A 22,700-nucleotide genomic window follows, 5' to 3' on the forward strand; every position below is an offset into this window, starting at 1 on the left:
TATTAATAATGGTAATTAATTTTGTTAAGGCTTGATTAAACAAGCCTATAAAACAAACATCCCCTATTTTTCAACCGCGTCTATACTTTAATCTTTCTAATTGAAAAATTTCCTGTGTCAGTCATCAACGACATGAAATAGTAGACAAAAAAGGGGATGTATTATGAGCGCGACAACCGAACTGTACGAGTCAAAGAAGATTTCATGGGGCAGTATCATCGCCGGTGTTGTCACTGTATTAGCCGTTTCTCTTCTGCTTTCCACATTGGGCACAAGTCTTGGTCTGGCCATTGTCGATCCATTATCGGATGAACCTGTCAGCGGCGTTGGCACCACCGTTCTGGTGTGGTCATCGTTATCCATTATCATCAGTCTGGCTGCTGGCGCATTCATTGCGGGGAGGCTGGCCGCGATTGATGGCGTCATTCACGGTTTTCTGGTGTGGGCGACCACGTTACTCGTTGCCGCCGTTCTGGGCGGAATTCTGATTGGCGGAACGCTGAAAGCAACGGGGAACGCATTAGGTTCCATCGCTTCCGCGACTGGCAGCGCCCTATCCGGCGCAGGCTCTGTCGTGGGGGGCGGACTTCAGGGGTTGGGAAATTTTGGCTCGCAGGCATTCGATAGCATTGAGCTAGACTCGTCATTACAACCGGAAGACATCACTCAGGAAGTCTCCAACGCTCTGCGCAAAAGCGATATTGACTCCCTGCACCCGGACTATGTGAAACGTCAGTTGGAGGCTGCGAAAAAAGACATTAGTGCCGCAGTCAAGGCCATCGCCGTTAACGGTGAAGATAGTGAAAAGGTGATTCAGGATCTCCTGGCTAAACTGAAAAAACGTGGGGAAGCATTAACTCAGGATGTCGATCGTGACAGCCTGACAAAAACGCTCGCGGATAACACCAGCCTGTCACAGGACGAGGTAAATCAAACGGTCGATAACCTGATTGCCGCAAAAAACAAAACCGCTGAGTTAGTGAATACCCGTTTGCAGGATGTCGAAGCCAGTATCGAGCAGGCAAAACAGCAGTATGAAGCGCTTAAACAGAAAGCGCGTGAGCAAGCCGCCGAAGCCGCCGCTGCGGGTGCGAAGGCTGGACTGTGGTCCTTCTTTGCGCTGTTAATTGGCGCCATCGTTAGCCTGTTTTCTGGCCTGTGGGGCGTCAAAACTAGCGCACGCTATCGCCATACAGCACAAGTGTAAGGATGAACGCCGTGTGATATCTTTTATCGCAAGGCAATAAAAAAACGGCCACGAAGATAACCTCGTGGCCGTTTTTATCCGCATAAACCCAAGCGTTAGACTTCGATCTCCGCCTTATCGCCTTTCTCTTGCAGCCAGTTGCGGCGATCTTCCGAGCGTTTCTTCGCCAGCAGCATATCCATCATCGCCATCGTCTGATCCATATCCTCATCGTTGATGGTCAACTGCACCAGACGGCGAGTATTCGGATCCAGCGTGGTTTCACGCAGCTGCAACGGGTTCATTTCACCCAGACCTTTAAAGCGCTGTACGTTAGGCTTGCCTCTTTTGCGCTTCAACTGTTCCAGTACGCCTGCTTTTTCCTCTTCGTCCAGCGCGTAGTAAACTTCTTTGCCCAGATCGATACGATACAACGGCGGCATCGCGACATAAACGTGTCCGCCCTGAACCAACGCACGGAAATGACGAACAAACAGCGCACACAGCAGCGTCGCGATGTGCAAACCATCGGAGTCCGCATCCGCCAGAATACAGATCTTGCCGTAACGCAGTTGGCTGAGATCGGTGCTATCGGGATCGATACCGATCGCGACTGAAATATCGTGTACTTCCTGCGAAGCCAATACTTCATCGGAGGAGACTTCCCAGGTATTCAGGATCTTACCTTTCAGCGGCATGATCGCCTGGAATTCACGTTCGCGCGCCTGTTTCGCCGATCCACCCGCTGAATCCCCTTCCACCAGAAACAGTTCCGTCCGGTTGAGATCCTGCGAGGTACAATCGGCCAGTTTTCCTGGCAACGCTGGCCCGCTGGTCAGCTTTTTACGCACCACTTTTTTGGCGGCGCGCATACGGCGCTGAGCGCTGGAAATCGCCAGCTCAGCCAGCTGTTCCGCAGCCTGCACGTTCTGGTTCAGCCACAGGCTGAACGCGTCTTTCACGACGCCGGATACGAACGCGGCGCACTGACGAGAAGAGAGACGTTCTTTGGTCTGCCCGGCAAACTGTGGTTCCTGCATTTTTACCGACAGTACGTAGGCACAGCGTTCCCAGATATCATCTGCGCTCAGCTTCACACCGCGCGGCAGAATATTGCGGAATTCACAGAATTCACGCATCGCATCCAGCAAGCCTTGACGCAGGCCGTTCACGTGCGTCCCACCCATCGGTGTCGGGATAAGGTTAACGTAGCTTTCCGTCAGCAGTTCACCGCCTTCTGGTAGCCAGAGCAGCGCCCAGTCCACGGCTTCAGTCTCGCCTGTAATCGATCCCAGAAACGGTTTTTCCGGCAGCGTGATCAGACCATTTACCGCCTCACACAGATAGTCGTTCAGGCCATCCTGGTAGCACCAGCGCTGCTCGGTATTGTTAACTTTATCTTTGAAGATGATTTCCACACCGGGGCATAAGACCGCTTTGGCCTTCAGCAGGTGTGTTAAACGAGATACCGAAAAGCGGGCGCTGTCGAAGAATGTTCCATCCGGCCAGAAATGCACGCGCGTACCGGTATTACGACGTCCACAGGTCCCCGTTACGGTGAGTTCCTGGACTTTATCGCCGTTTTCAAACGCAATGTCATACACCTGGCCGTCACGACGCACGGTGACTTCAACACGGGTAGACAGGGCATTCACCACCGAAATCCCTACGCCGTGCAAGCCGCCCGAAAACTGGTAGTTTTTACCGGAAAATTTGCCGCCCGCGTGCAGGCGACACAGGATCAGCTCAACGGCGGGTACACCCTCTTCTGGGTGAATATCCACCGGCATCCCACGGCCATCGTCAATCACTTCCAGTGACTGATCGGCGTGCAGAATCACATCAATACGGCGCGCGTGACCCGCCAGCGCTTCATCAACGCTGTTATCTATGACCTCTTGTCCCAGATGGTTAGGACGCGTGGTATCGGTGTACATTCCCGGACGACGGCGCACCGGTTCCAGCCCGCTGAGTACTTCAATCGCATCAGCGTTATAACTTGATTGAGCCATAGTTTGCGTTAATTCTTTGAGTTCAGTGAATGGTGTTTAACGAACCGCTTTCGGCGATTCGTTTTTCAATGCATATGCAGCGGTTCAGTCTGTCGTGAGCCCTAAAAAATTCACAATCGGTGTGAAAAAGTGCTCAAATCCAACAAAGGCATGGTTGCCTCCTGACTCCACAGTTTGACGGCAGGCCGTGTAATACGCGACTGCCTGACGATAGTCCAGAACCTCATCCCCCGTCTGCAACAGCAGCCAGAGCAAATCCGGCGATTCCAGTCGGTCAACCTGCATGACCTTCAGATCGTACACGTGCCGAGACTCTAGCACATATTGTTCGCCGGTGTAGGGGTTCTGGTATTCGCCCAGATGGTCCAGCAACAGTTCAAACGGCTTCACTGCAGGATTCACCACCACGGCAGGCAGCATAAAACACTGGGATAGCCAGGTGGCATAATAACCACCGAGGGAAGAACCAACAATGCCCACCGGACGACCGGCACGCTCCATAATCAACGATTCCATCATCTCGGCGGCCTCCGTCGGATAAGGCGGAAGCTGGGGAATCACCATGTCAATTTCAGGATGCTGCTCTGCCAGCCACGTTTTCAGCGCCGTTGCTTTCGCCGACTGTGGCGTACTGTTGAAGCCATGAAGATAAAGAAGCGTAGGCATTAGTAACCGTCCGAATCCATGTCAGGCAGGAATTCACTGCCCGACAGGCGATAGACTTCCGTTTCCAGACGGCCATCCGGCAGCAGATCCAAATAGCGCCATCCCGGTGCCACATCATCAATCGTGAAATTGGTACAGTGCGGTTTGAACTGCACACAGGTCGACGGCGTTGCCAGCAAACGGCGGCCATGCCAGTCAAAATCCATCTCCTGATGAATATGCCCACACAGCACGGTGTTCACCTTCGGATAGCGATCCAGTACCGCAGACAGATTATGGGCGTTGCGCAAGCTGTGTTGATCGAGCCAGGTGCAGCCGGAAGGATGTGGATGATGGTGCAACAGCAGTAACGTAAAGCGGTCGGGCTGACTTTTCAGGCTACGCTCTAACCATTCAAGCTGGTATTCACTCAATTCACCGTGCGGTACGCCAAACACCTGGCTGTCCAATAGGATGATCTGCCATTTGTCGCCCAGCAGCACATGCTTGGACGGCGCAATTCCGGCATCAGCCAGCGCATCGACCATCGCAGGTTGGAAATCGTGGTTACCCGGAAGCCAGACGCAAGGGGCAGGGATCTGCGCAATCCCGCATGAGAAATGGTGATAGGCTTGCAGCGTATGATCCTGCGCCAAATCGCCTGTCGCCACGATCAAATCAAACGCATCCTGCCGAGCCTTAATGGCATTCAGCACAGCGTGATAGCTACGATAGGTGTTAATACCCAGCAAGGTTTCATGCTCGCCCGCAAAAAGATGGGTATCTGTTATTTGTAAAATCCTGACTCTGGCGCCACTCGCCACAGGCAGTGTCAACAGGCTTTCCAAATGGTGTCCTTGGTTACGTAAATCTGTCTCAACCCGTCATCTTTCAAATCGCAGAGTACGTTGGTTTCCCTTGTAGCTCGACGGCCACTTTCCTGCGTGTTGAAATCTATTGGGTATCAAAAACCGGTATCGACATCGAACCATACGCCAAACAATACTTTAGCCAATCAGCAAGAAACTGATTAATTTGATGCTTTTCGTCACGTTGATGTAACTTCTTATTAGGATAATCATAACGTGCTTTGAAGCGAAAGATCTGCTGGCTGGCACACACTTCCGCAACCAACGCATCATGATACAACCTAACGCTCATCATTGGCAGACTCCAATAGCTGACAGCAGGCGCCGTCTGCTTAATCTCAACTAATGACGTATAGCGAGTAGATTCAAGAATCGTCAATTGATAGACCGCATTATCAACGTGATAAACCGCGATTTCACCAACCTCATCAATTTTTGGCAGCAAACGCCGTAATTGCATGAAGTTAGTTTCACATAGCCTCATCATGGCTGGGAAATCCGGTGTATAACGTTTCATCAATTCAATCCACCCACGTACGTTTCAGTTCTTCATGGTGCAACGCTAACCATTGCAACGCAATGACAGAGGCCGCGTTATCAACGATGCCTTCCTCAACCCATTGATAACTTTGTTCTCGGCTCACCACATGCACGCGGATATCTTCATTCTCTTCCGCCAGACCGTGAATGCCTTTCGCCGTACGTGTATCCACTTCGCCCACCATCACAGCCAGACGTTCACTGGTACCGCCAGGGCTGGCAAGATAGTTGATTATCGGTCGGCAGCGGCCAACCCTTAATCCTGCCTCTTCTTCCGCTTCACGTCGTGCCACCTCTTCGTGGCTTTCTCCTGGCTCAATCATGCCAGCCACCAGCTCAAACAGCCAGGGAGAGGCGCTGGTATCATAGGCAGCAATACGAATCTGTTCTATCAGTACCACTTCATCCCGCACCGGATCGTAAGGCAGCAGCACGACGGCGTGGCCACGTTCCAAGATTTCACGGCTGACTTCACCACTCATACCACCATTAAACAGGCGGTGACGAAAACGGTAACGTTCCAGCGAAAAAAAACCGTCATACAGTTTTTCACGTGCAATAATTTCTACATCATCTTTGGTAAAAGTAACGGGGCCGGACACGGAAGACACCATAGCTGCACTCCTGTAACAAGTATTAATGGAATCCGGTATTGTAGGGCGGAACCCACTGTCATTATACTCATCATTGTTTTTGAGCATTTATTAGGCGCGACGTCAGCGAAACCGAGGGTTATACCCACACACCGCATCACTTTTCGGTATCTTACTGAACAAAAAAACGTCGCACTGAATCACCCAAAGGGTCAATTTACCTGACCCTTCGGACGTATCGCGCTGAAAGATGGCACGTTCAGCTACCTTATCCTATTGGCAGATTCTGATAGAATCGACAATTATTCGTCTATAGACAGCGCTACCATAGCGAGATTGCTGCACAACAAGGAATGCAAATGAAAAAATTGCTCCCTCTTCTTATTGGTCTGAGCCTGGGTGGTTTTAGCGCCATGAGTCAGGCGGAAAACCTGTTACAGGTCTACCAGCAGGCAAAAAGCACCAACCCAGATTTACGCAGCTCTGCGGCAACGCGTGACGCCGCATTTGAAAAAATCAACGAATCACGTAGCCCATTACTGCCGCAGTTAGGCTTAGGCGCTGACTATACCTACAACAAAGGCTACCGTGACAACAAAGGCGTTAACAGCGATGTTAAAGGTGCTTCACTGCAATTGACCCAGACGTTGTTCGACATGTCCAAATGGCGTGCGCTGACGTTGCAGGAAAAACAAGCCGGTATCGAAGACGTCACCTATCAGACTGCACAACAAAACCTGATGCTGAACACGGCGACTGCTTATTTCAACGTGCTGCGTGCGATTGACTCATTGTCCTACATCAATGCGCAGAAACGGGCAATTTATCGTCAGTTGGATCAAACAACACAACGCTTCAACGTAGGTTTAGTGGCCATTACCGACGTTCAAAACGCTCGTGCACAATATGACAGCGTGTTAGCCAATGAAGTGTCGACGCGTAATACGCTGGATAATGCGCTGGAATCACTACGTCAGATTACCGGCAATTTTTACCCGCAACTGGCTGGCCTGAATATCGAGCGTTTCTCTACTCAGAAACCGGAAGCCGTTAACAACCTGCTGAAGGAAGCTGAAAACCGCAACCTGAACCTGTTGTCTGCACGTTTGAGTCAGGATTTGGCACGCGAGCAGATTCGCTCCGCCGAAACAGGCTATATGCCGACGCTGGATCTCACGGCATCAACGGGCGTGAGCGATACCCGCTATTCGGGTTCAAAAACACAGAACAGTAACTCGTTTAACGATTCAGACGCTGGGCAGCACAAAGTTGGGATCAACTTCACTCTGCCGCTTTACAGTGGTGGCGCAACTAACTCTCAGGTGAAGCAGGCGCAGCACAGCTATGTTAGCTCGAGTGAACTGCTGGAAAGCGCACACCGTTCTGTTATCCAGACGGTACGTTCATCGTTTAACAATATTTCTGCCTCCATCAGCAGTATCAACGCTTACAAGCAGGCTGAAGTGTCTGCACAAAGCTCTCTGGATGCAATGGAAGCGGGTTATCAGGTAGGAACACGCACCATCGTTGACGTACTGGATGCCACCACCACGCTGTATAACGCCAAACAGCAACTCTCCAGCGCACGTTATGATTACCTGATCAATCAGTTAAACATCAAGTCCGCGCAGGGCACGCTGAGCGAAACCGATCTGCAAGCGCTGAATGGGTCACTGGGTCAACCGGTTTCAACCACGCCGGCTGTAACCGACAACACCGCTCCGCTGGCAACGACGGCCTCAGCGCAGCGTTAATCCGTAGCAGCTGTAACCCATACCCGTACCGGGGGGACCACCGTTCCCCCTTTTTCATGCCTACGCGTTCCCCACAGAAGAATGTGACTGCACCAGAATGCTGACTGTCACGTTCGCTATAAAGCGAAACGTCGCACAACAGATTGTATAACAACGTAAAGAGTCCGCTCGTTGCGGCCATTAGTACCATTGGCGCTTTAAATTCAGGCAACGTTCCCCTATCCTTAGCGACACATATTTGTCATTAACCATGACACGTTGCTCTGGGATAAACACAATGAAACGTACAAAAAATATTAATCAGGAAACGTTCCGCAAGGAATGGCGAACGTACCGTCTGGCGCCCGTTGCCTTAGCCGTCAGCGCTGTATTTTTCCTCGCGGGCTGCGAACAAACCGATGAAACCGTCTCCCTCTACCAGAATGCAGATGACTGTTCGTCAGCTAACCCGTCCATGGCTGCCCAATGCACCACTGCATACAACAATGCGTTAAAAGAAGCGGAAAAAACGGCACCAAAATACGCGACAAAAGAAGATTGCGTCGCGGAATTCGGCGAAGCACAGTGTACCCAAGCCCCTGCACAGGCAGGTATGGCAGCAGAATCACAACAGGGCGGTGGTATGTCCTGGATGCCGTTGATGGCTGGCTATATGATGGGCCGTATGATGAGTGGCGGAGCGGGTTTCACACAGCAACCGTTGTTCAGTTCAAAATCCCCCACCAGCCCAGCTAACGGCAAATTCGTTGATGCTGCTGGCAAAAACTACGGCAACGCAACGACAGGCCGTAGCATGACCGTGCCTAAAACGGCACTGGCACCGAAACCTGCAACGACATCCACCATCACGCGTGGTGGCTTCGGTGAAACCGTCGCCAAGCAAACCAGCATGCAGCGTAGCAGCGCCAGTTCAAACTCCAGCTCTTCCCGTAGCATGGGTGGCTGAGGACGTATCGAATGAAGCGGATAGACATTACAGCACGTCCTGACTGGCAGGAAAAAGCGACCGAGTTTGGTTTTCGTTTTCACACCATGTACGGCGAACCCTACTGGAGCGAAGAAGCCTACTACCAGTTCACACTTGCTCAGATTGAAGAGCTGGAAGAAACGACGGCAGAACTGCACCAGATGTGTTTGCAGGTGGTGGAAAAAGTCATTAACAGCGATGCGCTACTCACCAAATTCCGTATTCCCAAACACACCTGGGAATTCGTCAGACATTCATGGCATACCCAGCAGCCTTCGCTGTACTCACGTCTTGATTTGGCCTATGACGGTAAATCCCCAGCCAAGTTGTTGGAAAACAATGCCGATACGCCGACGTCGCTGTACGAAGCCGCTTTTTTCCAATGGCTCTGGCTGGAAGATCAAATCAATGCCGGGAAGTTGCCGCAGAATGCTGACCAGTACAACAGCATTCAGGAAAAGCTGATTGAACGCTTTGAGGAGTTGAAGCTGAATCACGGCTTTGGCTTGCTGCACGTCGCTTGCTGTCAGGATACGGAAGAAGATCGCGGTACGGTGCAATATCTTCAAGACTGCGCGCTGGAAGCCGGTCTGCCGAGTGAATTTCTGTACATTGAAGAAATCGGCCTCGGTGAGAAAGGTCAATTTACCGATCCCGAAAATCAGGTAATTAGTAACCTGTTCAAGCTGTATCCGTGGGAATTCATGCTGCGCGAAATGTTTTCCACCAAGCTGGAAGATGCAGGCGTACGCTGGCTAGAGCCTGCCTGGAAAAGCATCATCTCCAATAAAGCGCTACTGCCGATGCTGTGGGAAATGTTCCCCAATCACCCCAATCTGCTTCCCGCCTACTTTGCTGAAGATGAACACCCCGAACTGGGCAGCTACGTCATCAAGCCGCTGTTTTCGCGTGAAGGGGCGAACATCCAAATCATCGAAAACGGGAAAGAGATAGCATCAGCCGAGGGGCCTTACGGTGAAGAAGGGATGATCGTCCAGCAGTACCATCAACTGCCAAAATTCGGCGACAGCTACACGTTGATTGGTAGCTGGCTGGTGAACGATCAGCCCTGCGGTATCGGCGTACGTGAAGATCGCGCCCTGATCACGCAAGATCTCTCGCGCTTCTATCCGCACACTATTTTGGATTAAGTAGCAAATTAACAGTCAAGGCACGGTGATAACCGTGCCTTTTTCATATGAACGCTTAGTCACCCACCTGTACCGACAGCATACTCAGCGATCCCATTTCGATACCATCGACCGGAATGCTGATAGTTTCTTGACCGTCCCAGCTTCCCAGCACATAAAGCAGCGGAAAATAGTGATCGGGCGTCGGGTTAGATAGTGCAGCACCGTCATGCTGCATAAAATTAACCAGCGGATGGTCGTCTCCCTGATAAGCCAGGTTATCACGCACAAATTGATTGAATGAGACAGCCCACGGATACGGTTCTGCATCCCCATCCCACTTCACCATCCGCAGGTTATGCACGACATTGCCGCTGGCCACAATCATGAAACCTTCGTCACGTAACGCAGCCAGCTTGCGCCCTAATTCGTAGTGATACGCAGCAGGCTGCGTGCCGTCCACACTCAGTTGCACAACGGGAATATCCGCATCGGGATACATCTTGATCAGCACCCCCCAGGAACCATGATCCAATCCCCACTGGCTTTGATCGGCTGTCACGGGATACGGTGCCAGAACTTGCTGGATTCTTGCGGCTAATTCAGGCGAACCGGGTGCCGGATACTGCGTATCAAACAGTGCCTGCGGAAAGCCGCCAAAATCATGGATGGTGCGTGGCTTGTCCATTGCCGTCACGGCCGTACCTCGGGTATACCAGTGGGCAGAAACCGCAATAATCGCCTTCGGACGTGGTAGCGACTCACCCAACTTTTGCCATGCCTGAGTATACGTATTGCTTTCCAACACGTTCATCGGGCTACCGTGGCCGAGGAACAGTGCAGGCATCCGGGAAGTGTTGTTCATAGTCATATCCTCTGAAAGATGTCAGCGAACGTGCTAGCCGCACGCGATAACGTTACTTTACGCGTTTTATGACACAGAAAAAGTCAGAGTTATGTGATGGAGTACATCAATTAATTTGAAAGGTATGACCTACATGGCAGGATGAAGGAAAAAGCCTCCCGCCAAAACGGCAGTTTCATGATGAAGGGAATTGACCGTTAAGCCGCTTCCTTTCATAAAAAGCAAAACCCCGCCGAAGCGGGGTTTTATGATGAAGGGAGTTGACCGTTAAGCCGGGTTCTGTCGTGGACAGTCATTCATCTAGGCCAGCAATCACTCACTGGCTCAAGCAGCCTACCCGGGTTCAGTACGGGCCGTACCATGTGAACCCCTATTTGGCCTTGCTCCGGGTGGAGTTTACCGTGCCACGAACTGTTGCCAGTCGCGCGGTGCGCTCTTACCGCACCCTTTCACCCTTACCTGATCCCACTTTCGTGGGCCATCGGCGGTTTGCTCTCTGTTGCACTAGTCGTAGGCTTGCGCCTCCCAGGCGTTACCTGGCACCCTGCCCTATGGAGCCCGGACTTTCCTCCCCTCCACCTGTCTCCCTCGAAAGGGACGGCTGTGAAGCGGCGACTGTCTGGTCAACTCCGGCGCGGATAATAGGGTAAATTGCCCTACTTGTCATCCCCCGATTCACCACTATCGCCTTCTTGCTCCAGCCCATAGCGGTAAAGTGCGTTTTTCTTCACACCGTGAATTTCAGCCGCTAGCGCCGCCGCTTTCTTCAAGGGCAGTTCGGCACGCAATAACGCCAGCGTGCGCAGTGCTTCAGAAGAGAGCGCGGTATCATCAACCTGATGCCCTTCCACAATTAGCACCATTTCTCCTTTGCGGCGGTTCTCATCTTCCTTCACCCAGGCAAGCAGTTCACCCACGGGCGCGCCGTGAATAGATTCCCAGGTTTTGGTGATTTCACGCGCCAATACCACATAGCGCTCAGCCCCCAGCACCTCACTGATATCCTGCAAGCTGTCCAAAAGGCGGTGCGTGGATTCGTAGAAAATCAGCGTGCGGATTTCTTCTCCGAGCTCACGCAGCTTATCTTTACGTCCTTTCGTTTTGGCGGGCAGAAAACCTTCATAGCAAAAACGGTCAGACGCCAGACCAGACGCAGAGAGCGCCGCGATCGCCGCACAGGCACCCGGCAGCGGCACTACTCGCACGCCCGCTTCGCGGCAGCGTCGAACCAAATGGTAGCCGGGGTCGTTAATCAGCGGCGTACCTGCATCTGAAACCAGTGCGATGCTTTGCCCTGACTGTAATTTAGCCAGTAGCACATCCGCTTTTTGTTGTTCGTTGTGATCGTGTAATGCGAACAGTCGCGCATTAATCGCAAAATGTTGTAACAGCAGACCGGTATGGCGGGTATCCTCTGCGGCAATCAGATCAACGCTCGCCAATACCGCCAGCGCACGCTGCGTGATGTCGCCCAGATTACCGATTGGCGTGGGGACAATGTAGAGGGTAGATGCAGAAATATCTGCTTGTTGGTCTTGATTCATTGTTTCATCCGGGTTGCCGATTTAATATTGAGCATCTTTTTAAAAAAAATCACTGGACACAGTATGCTTCCCTTTCATTTCGTCCGTACTCAGGCAGGGCGTGTTATCCCTGTTTTGTTAGCGGCGCTGTTTCTCGCAGGCTGTCCAAGCCATGCACCGCAGAGCCCGCCACCTGAGATTCAGGGCAAAACTGACGCATCATCCGATTATTATCTGCAACAGATGCAGCAAAGTAGCGATAATAACAAGGCTGACTGGCAATTACTTGCTATTCGTTCCCTGCTACAAGAAGGGAAAGTTCCTCAGGCAAGCCAGCAGTTCAACGCGCTACCAGAAAAACTGAGTGCGGCGCAAAAACAAGAACAGCAGTTACTCAGTGCGGAACTGTCCGTCACCCAGAACAATATGGATGCGGCCAAGGCAGCACTGAGCCAGTTTGATGTCGGTGCACTTTCCGATCAGCAGAAACAGCGTTATTACCAGATACAAATCAAAACCGCGCAAGGCAGTCCTTCCATTGAGCTACTGCGAGCCTACATCGCACAGGAGCCGCTGCTGAAAGGCGACGAGCACCAGATGAATCTCGATCAAACCTGGCTGGCGCTGACGAAAATGTCACCGCAGGAGTCGAACTCGCTGCTGATTAATGCGAATGAAAACGTGCTTCAGGGCTGGCTAGATTTGCTGAATAACTACCAGAACAACCGCGAATCCCCTGACCAGCTACAGAGCGCCATTCAGGATTGGCAAACCCGTTATCCGCATCACCCTGCCGCGAAAACGCTGCCCACACTATTAAATCAGGTCATCAATTATCAGCCGTCATCGGTAAGTAGCATCGCGCTGCTGTTACCGCTTAACGGCCAGGCGCAGGTTTTCGCCAACGCCATTCAGCAAGGTTTTAACGCAGCAAAAAACGGTCAGGTAGCTACCGCGCCCGTATCTGCTCCGGTCGCACCGCCAGCGGACACCGCGCAAACCGCACAAGTAACCCCATCAGCCGATGGGCAGAATGTTCAATCGCCTGCGCCATACAGCGATCAAGCGGTAGCACCAACGACGCCAGCGCCTGAAACACAGGCGACGAGCACAGGGCTGTCCAGTTCGCTCCCGGTCAAAGTGTATGACACCGCTTCACAACCGCTGGGCAATATTCTCTCGCAGGCACAGCAGGATGGCGCATCGCTGGTCATCGGTCCGCTGCTGAAAAATGAAGTGGATCAGTTGGCAAACAGCCAATCACCGCTGAATATTTTGGCGTTGAACCAGCCAGAACACGTCGAAAATCGCCCCAACATCTGCTATTTCGCGCTTTCCCCAGAAGATGAAGCCAGAGACGCAGCTAAGTTTATTCATCAGCAGGGTAAACAGCAGCCACTGGTCTTAGCCCCTCGCGGTGCGCTAGGCGACCGTATCGTCAACGCCTTCGCTCAGGCCTGGAACCAACAAAGCGGTACCAGCGCTTTGCAACAGCGTCTTGGCAACACGGCCGAGCTAAAACAGGCTATCAATAGCGGCGCGGGCTTAAGCCTGAGCGGTCAGCCCATTAACGTGTCACAGCAGCAGGCACCGTCAGGCACCACCATCGGCGGCTTAACTATCCCCTCTCAGGTTCAGCCTACGTCCAGTTCGTCCGTCAGCGGTAACATCGATGCGGTCTATATCATCGCAACGCCAGATGAGCTGGCGCTGATTAAGCCAATGATTGATATGCGCACCACGTCACGCGCTCGTCCGGCGCTCTACGCCAGCTCACGTAGCTTCCAAGCTGGATTAGGCCCTGATTTCCGCCTTGAAATGGAAGGTTTGCAGTTCAGCGATATCCCGCTGTTAGCCGGCGCGAACCCAGCGTTGATGCAACAGGTCAGCAGCCAGTTTAAGAATGATTACTCGTTAGTTCGCCTGTATGCCATGGGGATGGATGCCTGGACGCTCGCCAGCCACTTTGGTGAAATGCGCCAGATTCCTGGCCACCAGATTCCCGGCGCGACAGGGATGTTAAGCTCAGGTTCAGATTGCACCATTAACCGACAGCTCACCTGGCAGCAATATCGTCAGGGTCAATTGGTACCTGTTCTCTGAATCAGCGAGCGACAGGTGCCGTTTACGAACAACAGGCTCGGCGCTATCTTGAACGCGCGGGTCTGACCTTCACCGCCGCAAATGTTACGCTACGCGGCGGTGAACTGGATTTGATCATGCGCGATCGCCATATCTGGGTGTTTGTCGAAGTACGCTATCGGCGCAACGCGCATTTTGGCGATGCGGCAGCCAGCGTGACTCGCCACAAACAGCAGCGGTTACTGCATGCCGCCGCCGTGTGGTTGGCACAGCAAGGCGCCAGTTTTGACACGGTAGACTGCCGTTTTGACGTGCTGGCCATTACGGGCAAAGAGTTCAATTGGCTCCCCAATGCCTTTGCAGCACAAGGATAATACATCCTTGATGGATTTCAATTTACGTAGGTTAACTCAACGTGCTGGATAGAATAAAAGTTTGTTTTACTGAGAGTATTCAAACGCAGATTGCCGCGGCAGAAGCCTTGCCTGACGCCATTTCCCGCGGCGCGATTGCGATGGTGCAATCTCTGCTAAACGGTAACAAAATTCTGTGCTGCGGCAACGGAACATCGGCAGCCAATTCGCAACATTTTGCCGCCAGCATGATTAACCGCTTTGAAGCAGAGCGCCCCAGCTTACCCGCCATCGCACTAAATGCAGATAATGTGGTCTTAACTGCGATAGCGAATGACCGCTTGCATGAAGAGGTCTATGCCAAACAAGTCAGGGCGTTAGGTCAGGCTGGCGACGTACTACTGGCAATTTCAACCCGTGGCAACAGCCGCGATATTGTGAAAGCCGTAGAGTCTGCCGTTACCCGCGACATGACGATTGTCGCCTTGACTGGCTACGATGGCGGGGAACTGGCCGGGTTGCTCGGGCCGCAGGATGTGGAGATTCGCATCCCGTCACACCGCAGCGCCCGTATTCAGGAAATGCACATGCTGACAGTAAATTGCCTGTGCGATTTGATTGATAACACACTTTTTCCACACCAGAACGATTGAAGGAGCACTACATGAGGATAAGTTCTGCATTTGCCGTGCTGTCTATCGCCCTGCTGCTACAAGGCTGTGTCGGGGTTGTTGCTGTTGGCAGTGCCGTAGCGACCAAAACGGCCACTGACCCGCGTACCGTCGGCACGCAGGTTGATGATGGCACACTGGAAGTCCGCGTGACGAATGCAATCAGCAAAGACGAGCAACTGAAAAAAGATGCCCGTATCATTGCAACGGCTTATCAGGGGAAAGTGCTGTTAACGGGACAGGCTCCAAGCACAGAGATGGCAAGCCGGGCTAAGCAAATCGCCCTCGGCGTGGACGGTGCAGTCGAAGTCTACAACGAGATACGCCAAGGTACTCCGGTTTCAATGGGAACCGCTTCTATGGATACCTGGATCACCACCAAAGTTCGCTCACAGATTCTGGCAAGCGATACGGTTAAATCCTCTAACGTAAAAGTCACTACGGAAAACAGCGAAGTCTTCCTGTTAGGTCTGGTGACACCGCGTGAAGGCACCTCCGCCGCAGAAACTGCTAGTAAAGTTAGTGGTGTTAAACACGTAACGACCGCCTTTACCTACCTGCAATAACGCGACGCGTTTACGAACAAAAACCGCTGATGCACTCATCAGCGGTTTTTTTATCTCTTACAGAGGCCATAGGATCAGGGCGCAACAGGATTTAGCAGCCAGAGCGCACGGCGGGTTTCAACACTGATATGGCTCGGTTCTTTATCCCGTACGCTAGCCGCACCGGTAAGTAATTCCGCAAAACCCGCCTGTTTGATTTGCAACTGGTAACGCGGTGTTTTCAAACTCCGCTCCGCTTGCAATAACAACGGGATAAGGCGGCTGCTTTGTCTGTCCATTGTCTTGCGCGGCCACGCTTTGTTTTCATCCAGATACGGTGCCATAAAATCCAACGCCGTTATCACACTGCTTCCCTTCGGCGTTTGATATTGCCAGACATTCTCCCCGACACGGGAAGCCAAAATAGCCATATCCGTTATCGCCTGAAGATTGAAATAGCTGTAATGGAAAGAGCGGGTACGCGCCAATTCCTCCGGCTGAGCGCCATCGGGTTGCAGTTGATGATCCAATTTCTCTCGCTGCAATTGCGCCATGGATTTCACCACGTCGATTTTCCCCAGATACCAGGCGATACCCGCGACCTGTACGGTATACCAACTACCGTGATTGTTCTTGGCCGTCGCCTCTTTTTTCCCCAGCTTACTGGTTTGCAACCAGTGCAGATAATCGCTCATCCATTTCTGCATCTGCTGCTCATCCTGCGTCGTCCAACCCGGTGCCTGGCGCAGCATAATCAGCGCATCGACGATACGGGTGGAAAAATAGCGTCCGTCCAGCACGCCTGAGCCCCTGCCCGGCGCGATACCCGGCACGCCTTGCGCAAAGTCGAGGTTAGGGTTCATGCGCGTAGCAGGGTCAATAAACCAGCTACGAATCATCGACATGGCTTTATCGGCATACGCCGGTTTGCCAGAGAAGTACCACGCCAGCGTCAATGCCTGCGTTTGGGCGGTAAATTTCGCCAGCCGCACCCCATCCGTCTCTTCATCCTTGCTGGCAGGGTTTACCTGCCCATCACGGCGAATCCAAGGTAAACCATCAGCTTTGTCGGGATCGGGCCACCAGTAGGCGCTGAGGCTCAAATAATCATGCTTTGAACCACTGGGTGGCGTGGATTTTTTTTCCGTCACGCTAGGGTTAGCACTTTTCAGCGCGCGATCGGCTTCCGAAATAAGCTGCTCGTACGCCATTCGCGTCTGCGGCTTTTCCGTTTTCTGCTGAAGTTTCTGTTTTACTGAGGACAACTGTGACTGCTGCAAGAAGGCGTAAGGACTATCGGGGGATGGCACTTGAGGCTCCGTGTTTGCACGGGCAATAGAAGCCACACAACACAATGCAACCAGTAAACCTGACCAATAACGTAACCGCATACTTTCTCCTGATGTCGAAAACACGACCGTTAGCGCAAAAAATTCTCGGTATACTAAACGAACAAGACAGCTTAATTCAGGTCGTTATCTCACAGCAGGTTGTTATCTCAGAGCAAATTGTTATCTCACAGCAAATTGTTATCTCGCAAAAATGCATCGCCGCCCATCTGTCGCATCTGGCGCAAGATCCACTGCTGACGTTGAATGACATAGCTGGAGGGCGCATTCGCACGAAAGCGGATAGGATTCGGCAATACCGCCGCCAGCAAAGCAGATTCGCTTGCCGTCAGCCTGCTGGCGGATTTGTTGAAATAACGTCTGGCAGCCGCCTCCACGCCAAAAATACCAGGGCCAAATTCGGCGATATTCAAGTACACAGTAAGAATGCGCCGTTTTGTCCAGACCAGCTCGACGCCAGTGGTAATACCCGCCTCAAGTCCCTTACGCACCCAGCTACGTCCATCCCACAGGAACAGGTTCTTCACCATCTGCTGCGAGAGCGTAGACGCCCCGCGAATCCGTTGCGTGTTGCGCTCGTTGTGCTTCAATGCCTGACCAATCGCATCAAGATCGAAACCCCAATGCTGAGGGAATTTTTGGTCTTCCGACGCCATCACCGCCAGCGCCATTTCCGGTGCGATCGCCTCCATCGCAACCCAGTCCGAATGGGCAACGTAGGAGAATTCGCCCTTCAACCACGCGCTGATCTGCCTGTCCACCATCACAGCGGAAAACGGTACGGGCAGGAAGGAAAACAACAGAATGCCAACCAGCCACATACCGATGACGACCAGTACACTCCGAACAATCAGGCGTTTCAGCCACGTGAGTAAGCCTCCACGCCTTCGGCTCCACCTCATTCGGTGAGATCCAATACGCGAGCAACGAGCTTATCGATGCCTTGCGCCGCTTCGCTGATGGAGTTAGCCAGCATATAGGCTGGTGTCGTCACGATTTTATGTTCCTCATCCACCACGATATCATCGACAGGACAAACAACGTGGATACCGCCCATTTCTTCGATAGCCTCAGCAGTATCGATATCGTTACCAATGGTTACGCGAACGGGTACACCCAAGATCGTCGGCAACAACGCGGGTGAGATGCAAATAAAACCAATTGGTTTACTTTGCTTATAAATTTCCCGTGTGAGCAATTGCAGCGTTTCATCGATCTGACAGGCCGATCCCTGCGTGGCGAAGTCGCTTAAATTTTTCGCAGCGCCAAACCCCCCCGGCACTATCAGCGCATCTAAATCTTGTGCATTCGCAGTAGAAAGCGGCTGAACTTTTCCTCTGGCGATCCGTGCTGATTCTGCTAAAACGTTGCGATTCTCACCAGTTACGTCACCTGTCAGGTGATTAACCACCTGTAATTGTGGCTTATCTGGCGCAAAGCAAACCGCTTGTGCGCCCGCGCGATCCAACGCAAGTAACGTCAACACGGCTTCATGAATCTCGGAACCGTCATAAACACCACAGCCACTAAGGACAATGCCGACTCGTTTCATCATCTTTTCCTTCATTTCATTACATCAACTAATTGATTTTTTAATTGACAAACACTAATCTACATCACACATTTTAATGATTCTTGTAACAAAGATTTCCACATTTGCTATTTTGTTGCTTGATGAAGATGTACAGTAGCTGGGTTTTAGTTGCTGTTGTAAGTTGTAGTAGTTAAGAGCTAAGTTGTTATAGTTAAGAACGTTGTTAAGACACGAATATCCGCACTTGCGAGTTTACAAACCCTGAGATCTAAATGCAGGTGCATGTTTTCCCTGGTGTTGGCGCATAATTCGCGCACCCCGGCTTCGGCCGGGGTCATTTTTTTCTACCGTATGAAAACGTGCAAAGCTCCACATTTCGATCCCTCTTCAATCGTAAACACCACTCAATCTAACGCCGTCCTGCACTTTTCGCATGATATCGTGTGAGACGAAAAAGAGTTTCTAACCGCGTTACTCGCCACATCCTTGTGACCACAGCAAACTGAATCAGGACTCTTTTTCTGCTTTTGCTACCCAGTCACGCAGTACCTGAACGTCATGACGCCAGTCGTGCTTAAGCTCATCGACCCATTCCTGCACGTTATCCCACCATGCTGGTAGCGATGAAGTCTGAATCTGCTGGGCAATCTGTTGTAGATGCCGTAATCCAACAGAACCCGCCGCCCCTTTAATTTTGTGCCCTTCTTCCGTAATCCCTTTCAGGTCGCGCGCCGTCATGTTGGAATCCAAAATCGCCAGATAGCCCGGCATCATCTGTTCAAACATCTCCAGACTCTGATGAATTAATTTCGGCCCCACCAAATCCAGATACTGTTCCAACATCGGAATGTCCAGCAGGTCTTCTTTGGCTTTTTCCATTTCCTCACCTTCCTCAGCGACAGGGTTTTCTGTCCACACCGTGTGGTTATCCCAAAATTGTTTGATGACGGCCGTCAGCGCAGGCACCGACAGCGGTTTGCTGAGCACGTCATCCATACCTGCATCCAGATATTCGCGTTTATCTTTCAGCACATTCGCCGTCAGCGCCACCAGCGGCGGCATGTTGCGGTTGGCGTAACGTGAATGTAGCTGACGCGCTACGTCCAGCCCGGTCATGTCCGGCAATTGAATATCAAGCAACACCAGATCGAATTCATCGGGATCGAACATATCTAGCGCATCCTGCCCAGTCATGGCGACATCCACGCTATTACCCAGTTTCTCCAGCACCGAACGGGCAACTACCACGTTCAGTTCGATATCTTCCACCAGCAGAACGTGCAACGCGGGTAGCGGCATGTCGTCGTCATCTTCAAGGTCGCTTCCCGATTCATCAACGCTCGGCGCCACCACCGTTAGGGTAAAGCGGGAACCTTGGCCTTGCGTGCTGGAGACCTGGATATCGCCCCCCATGTTCTGTGCCAGACGCTTCGACACCGCCAGACCAATTCCCGACCCCGTTGCAGGCTTCCCACCGTGCTGATCTTTAACCTGATAATACATGGCGAAGATTTTTTCCAATTCATCAGCCGGAATGCCCATCCCGGAATCTTCAACTTCAAAGCGCAGGCGATCGCCCTTTTCATGCCAGACGCGCACCACAATCTCGCCTTCTTCGCCTTTCTCACCCTTCGGCGTGAATTTCACTGCGTTACTGAGCAGGTTCCACAGAATCTGCCGCAGGCGCGTGCCGTCAGTAATGACTTTCTGCGGCAGAGGCTGGTGCTGGTCCATAACCAGTTTCAGTCCTTTCGGTTCCGCCAACAGGCCGCCGAGGTTTTCCAGATCCACCAAAAAGCCCGTGAAATCGATCGGTTGATTATCCAGTTGCACCTTGCGGCGTTCCTGTTTGTCCATCTCAATGACGTCGTTAAAAATATTGCCCAGCGTAATCGCGCTGACGTGGATAGTTTTCAGGTATTTTTGCTGCTCAGAGTCAAGTTGCGTATCCAGCAGGATGCGACTTAACCCGACAATGCCATTAAGCGGCGTACGAAGCTCGTGGCTGATAGTTGAGATAAAAGTGGTCTTATCCCTACTGGCGTTCTCTAACGCGTCCTGGTAACGCTTACGCTCCGTTATATCGCGTCCAAATCCCATCAGCCCATGACGTTTGCCCATTCGGTCATAAAACGGCACTTTACGTAGCTCAAAACAGGCTTTACGGCCATCGGGATAAACCAGCCATTGTTCGTAGGTCAGAGAAACGTTATGGCGGAACACTTTTTCGTCCGTCTCCATCACTTTCTCGGCAATATCAGGGGCGTAAACATCCTGCGGCGTCAGGCCAATGAGCTGCTTTTGGCTTTTGCCCACCAACAGCTCCATCGCGCGGTTGCAGCCGGAAAATTCTTTTTCTTCGTTACGGTAGTAAACCAGATCTGGCGAGGCATCGAGGAATGAACGCAGCAGCGCAGATTGTTGCTCCAGTTCAATTTGTGCCTGCTCTCGGCGGGACATCTCTTCTTTGAGGCGGCTCATCACCAGCACGCGAGCCTCTTCCGCCTTGATACGGTCGGCGATTTCCTGATTGAGCTGCGCGATATTCTCCTGAAGCTGCGCATTCAGCTCCAGATCCCGGTGGCGCATTTCTTCCAGTTTTGCCACCAGCTTCGCCAGTCGCTGACGCGACTCTTCAAGCTGTTCCACCACCACGGAGAGAAAATAAACGGCCCAGGGCGTAATCAACAGCCCGAAGAAAATGGAGCGGACAACGTCGATGTTTTCGACTTCCCCGCTGAGCAGCAGGGTGACCGCCATTTGCACCACCATCGCCAGCAGCACCAATACCGAGGCCAGCAACAGTGAAAAACGGACAAGCCCCAGTTTTACCATTAAATCAACATAGTACTGCGCCAACAGACGAATTTGCTTCATAGCGATTTCCCTTAGTCACCCACCTGCGCATCATAACGTAAAATGACGGCTTATACGGTGCTGCCGTACAGATTCACAGCACGAAATACCCACGTATTTTGACGCATCAGACGCCATCGTACCGATAAGGCGTGCCCAGCGCAGAACCCTGTACGCCCTGCGTTTGCAGGTAGCGATCCAGCTCGACCATGCCCGTCCAGCGATTTTCACACCAGAGCGGAGCCAGCAGGGTCGGACGTCGAGCGCTGGCGGAAATGCGGTGATAAATCACATCCGGCGGCGTATGGCGAATCATCTCTCCCGCCGTCTCCACGTAGCGATCCAGCGTCAGCTCGGGCAGCCTTCCGGCTCGCCAGGCTTTCGCCATCGTGCTGCCCTCGACGATATGGAGAGGATGAAGCTTAATGCCTTCCACCCCAGTATCGATAACCTGCTCCAGCGTCAATAAACAGCGCTGTGCGTCTTCTCCCGGTAACCCCACTATCAGGTGGCTACACACCTTCAAGCCGCGTTCGCGCGCGCGGCGGGTGGTTTCCTGATAACAGGCGAAATCGTGCCCACGATTAATCCGGTGCAACGTTTTGTCACAGGCACTTTGCAACCCGAGTTCCAGCCAAACTTCATAACCCCGATCGTGATAGCGGGACAATAAATCCAGTACAGCATCGGGAACACAGTCGGGGCGCGTCCCCACGCAAAGCCCTACCATCTCCGCCTGCTTCAACGCTTCCTGATACAGGCTATCCAGAACCTGAACCTCGGCATAGGTACTGGTATACGCTTGAAAATAGGCCAGATAGCGTTTGGCGCGGTTCACCTTTCCCGCCTGCGCTTCCAACTGCTGTGCAATGCTGCGTTGCTGCATCTGCTCATCGGCAAACGAAGCCACATTACAGAACGTACAGCCACCCCGCCCCAGCGTGCCATCGCGGTTGGGGCAATTAAATCCGCCGTGCAGCGTCAGCTTGTGAACCTTCTCGCCATAGCGGCGTTGAAGATTTCCGCCAAACATATTGATTAATTTTTGCAATTGCATATTCTAACCTGCTCCCTTGAGGAACAGCAGACTACCTTTCTCTCGACCCCTTCGCGATGACCGCGATCAATCACACACATCCCAATGAAATGCATTTTTATTCGCTTTTAGTGAAAATAAACTCACATCTGTGTTAATTAATTTTTCTTATCCCGCATGCTCGCTTAAT

General features: G+C 52.2%; 20 protein-coding genes and 1 other RNA gene. 8 read left to right on the top strand and 13 right to left on the bottom strand.

Translation table 11 applies throughout. From position 1 onward, the window contains the following. Nucleotides 1-163: 163 nt before the first annotated feature. Nucleotides 164-1,207 carry a CAP-Gly protein gene (locus AACH44_RS18610; RefSeq protein WP_261849087.1) on the top strand — a complete coding sequence of 348 codons (1,044 nt, stop codon included), beginning with the start codon at nt 164-166 and terminating at the stop codon, nt 1,205-1,207. 95 nt (nt 1,208-1,302) lie between these two features. Here the strand turns inward: AACH44_RS18610 and parE are convergent, their stop codons facing one another. The 5 genes from parE to nudF form a co-directional block, all read right to left on the bottom strand. Continuing rightward, nucleotides 1,303-3,198 carry a DNA topoisomerase IV subunit B gene (gene parE, locus AACH44_RS18615; RefSeq protein ID WP_261849086.1) on the bottom strand — a complete coding sequence of 632 codons (1,896 nt, stop codon included), beginning with the start codon at nt 3,196-3,198 and terminating at the stop codon, nt 1,303-1,305. An 84-nt stretch (nt 3,199-3,282) separates the two neighbouring features. Continuing rightward, nucleotides 3,283-3,864: an esterase YqiA gene (gene yqiA / locus AACH44_RS18620; protein ID WP_261849085.1), complete on the bottom strand. Its 582-nt coding sequence runs from the start codon at nt 3,862-3,864 to the stop codon at nt 3,283-3,285. Further along, nucleotides 3,864-4,691 carry a 3',5'-cyclic-AMP phosphodiesterase gene (gene cpdA / locus AACH44_RS18625; protein ID WP_261849084.1) on the bottom strand — a complete coding sequence of 276 codons (828 nt, stop codon included), beginning with the start codon at nt 4,689-4,691 and terminating at the stop codon, nt 3,864-3,866. The genes yqiA and cpdA overlap by 1 nt, the downstream gene beginning before the upstream one ends. A gap of 106 nt (nt 4,692-4,797) precedes the next feature. Further along, the gene (locus AACH44_RS18630) at nt 4,798-5,229 is read right to left on the bottom strand and encodes a DUF1249 family protein (protein ID WP_039352426.1); all 432 of its coding nucleotides are present in this window, start codon (nt 5,227-5,229) and stop codon (nt 4,798-4,800) included. Between the two features lie 4 nt (nt 5,230-5,233). Further along, on the bottom strand, nt 5,234-5,866 hold the full coding sequence (gene nudF, locus AACH44_RS18635) for an ADP-ribose diphosphatase (protein ID WP_261849083.1): 633 nt from the start codon (nt 5,864-5,866) through the stop codon (nt 5,234-5,236). Between the two features lie 338 nt (nt 5,867-6,204). Between nudF and tolC the strand changes: the two genes are divergently transcribed. The 3 genes from tolC to AACH44_RS18650 all read left to right on the top strand — a co-directional run bounded on the left by tolC (nt 6,205) and on the right by AACH44_RS18650 (nt 9,717). Beyond that, nucleotides 6,205-7,599, top strand: coding sequence for an outer membrane channel protein TolC (gene tolC / locus AACH44_RS18640; protein WP_261849082.1), 1,395 nt, complete (start codon nt 6,205-6,207; stop codon nt 7,597-7,599). Between the two features lie 277 nt (nt 7,600-7,876). Next, a complete protein-coding gene (locus AACH44_RS18645) occupies nt 7,877-8,545 on the top strand; it encodes a DUF1190 family protein (protein ID WP_261849081.1) in 669 nt (222 codons plus the stop codon). Nucleotides 8,546-8,556: 11 nt separating this feature from the next. Then, entirely contained in the window at nt 8,557-9,717 is a 1,161-nt protein-coding gene (locus AACH44_RS18650) for a glutathionylspermidine synthase family protein (RefSeq protein WP_261849080.1), read from the top strand. 55 nt (nt 9,718-9,772) lie between these two features. Here AACH44_RS18650 and ygiD read toward each other — a convergent pair whose 3' ends face one another. The 3 genes from ygiD to rsmI all read right to left on the bottom strand — a co-directional run bounded on the left by ygiD (nt 9,773) and on the right by rsmI (nt 12,105). Beyond that, complete coding sequence (gene ygiD / locus AACH44_RS18655; protein ID WP_261849079.1) at nt 9,773-10,561, bottom strand: 4,5-DOPA dioxygenase extradiol; 789 nt, start codon at nt 10,559-10,561, stop codon at nt 9,773-9,775. Nucleotides 10,562-10,813: 252 nt separating this feature from the next. Further along, an RNA gene (rnpB, locus tag AACH44_RS18660) (RNase P RNA component class A) lies at nt 10,814-11,192 on the bottom strand. A gap of 25 nt (nt 11,193-11,217) precedes the next feature. Then, on the bottom strand, nt 11,218-12,105 hold the full coding sequence (gene rsmI, locus AACH44_RS18665) for a 16S rRNA (cytidine(1402)-2'-O)-methyltransferase (protein WP_261849078.1): 888 nt from the start codon (nt 12,103-12,105) through the stop codon (nt 11,218-11,220). Between the two features lie 63 nt (nt 12,106-12,168). Here rsmI and AACH44_RS18670 point away from each other — a divergent pair, with 63 nt between their 5' ends. The 4 genes from AACH44_RS18670 to dolP are packed head-to-tail and all read left to right on the top strand — an operon-like array spanning nt 12,169 to nt 15,756. Continuing rightward, the gene (locus AACH44_RS18670) at nt 12,169-14,187 is read left to right on the top strand and encodes a penicillin-binding protein activator (protein ID WP_261849077.1); all 2,019 of its coding nucleotides are present in this window, start codon (nt 12,169-12,171) and stop codon (nt 14,185-14,187) included. Continuing rightward, nucleotides 14,184-14,540, top strand: coding sequence for a YraN family protein (locus AACH44_RS18675; RefSeq protein WP_425606662.1), 357 nt, complete (start codon nt 14,184-14,186; stop codon nt 14,538-14,540). The genes AACH44_RS18670 and AACH44_RS18675 overlap by 4 nt, the downstream gene beginning before the upstream one ends. A 41-nt stretch (nt 14,541-14,581) precedes the next feature. After that, entirely contained in the window at nt 14,582-15,172 is a 591-nt protein-coding gene (diaA, locus tag AACH44_RS18680) for a DnaA initiator-associating protein DiaA (protein WP_005975525.1), read from the top strand. Between the two features lie 11 nt (nt 15,173-15,183). After that, entirely contained in the window at nt 15,184-15,756 is a 573-nt protein-coding gene (gene dolP / locus AACH44_RS18685) for a division/outer membrane stress-associated lipid-binding lipoprotein (RefSeq protein WP_261849076.1), read from the top strand. Between the two features lie 74 nt (nt 15,757-15,830). On the opposite strand, the gene AACH44_RS18690 is transcribed toward dolP, so the two are convergent. From AACH44_RS18690 to AACH44_RS18710, 5 genes are all read right to left on the bottom strand, one after another. After that, the gene (locus AACH44_RS18690) at nt 15,831-17,126 is read right to left on the bottom strand and encodes an alginate lyase family protein (RefSeq protein ID WP_261849075.1); all 1,296 of its coding nucleotides are present in this window, start codon (nt 17,124-17,126) and stop codon (nt 15,831-15,833) included. 125 nt (nt 17,127-17,251) lie between these two features. Next, the gene (gene mtgA / locus AACH44_RS18695; RefSeq protein WP_261849074.1) at nt 17,252-17,986 is read right to left on the bottom strand and encodes a monofunctional biosynthetic peptidoglycan transglycosylase; all 735 of its coding nucleotides are present in this window, start codon (nt 17,984-17,986) and stop codon (nt 17,252-17,254) included. Beyond that, nucleotides 17,983-18,636, bottom strand: a complete 654-nt coding sequence (gene elbB / locus AACH44_RS18700; RefSeq protein ID WP_261849138.1) for an isoprenoid biosynthesis glyoxalase ElbB — start codon at nt 18,634-18,636, stop codon at nt 17,983-17,985. Before elbB ends, mtgA begins: the two co-directional genes overlap by 4 nt. 489 nt (nt 18,637-19,125) lie before the next feature. Next, entirely contained in the window at nt 19,126-21,495 is a 2,370-nt protein-coding gene (arcB, locus tag AACH44_RS18705; RefSeq protein WP_261849073.1) for an aerobic respiration two-component sensor histidine kinase ArcB, read from the bottom strand. A gap of 106 nt (nt 21,496-21,601) precedes the next feature. Then, nucleotides 21,602-22,531 (bottom strand): TIGR01212 family radical SAM protein, encoded by a 930-nt coding sequence (locus AACH44_RS18710; RefSeq protein ID WP_261849072.1) that lies wholly within the window; start codon nt 22,529-22,531, stop codon nt 21,602-21,604. Nucleotides 22,532-22,700 lie beyond the last annotated feature (169 nt).

The sequence above is a fragment of the Pectobacterium araliae genome, assembly GCF_037076465.1.
In the GTDB taxonomy this organism is placed as follows: domain Bacteria; phylum Pseudomonadota; class Gammaproteobacteria; order Enterobacterales; family Enterobacteriaceae; genus Pectobacterium; species Pectobacterium araliae.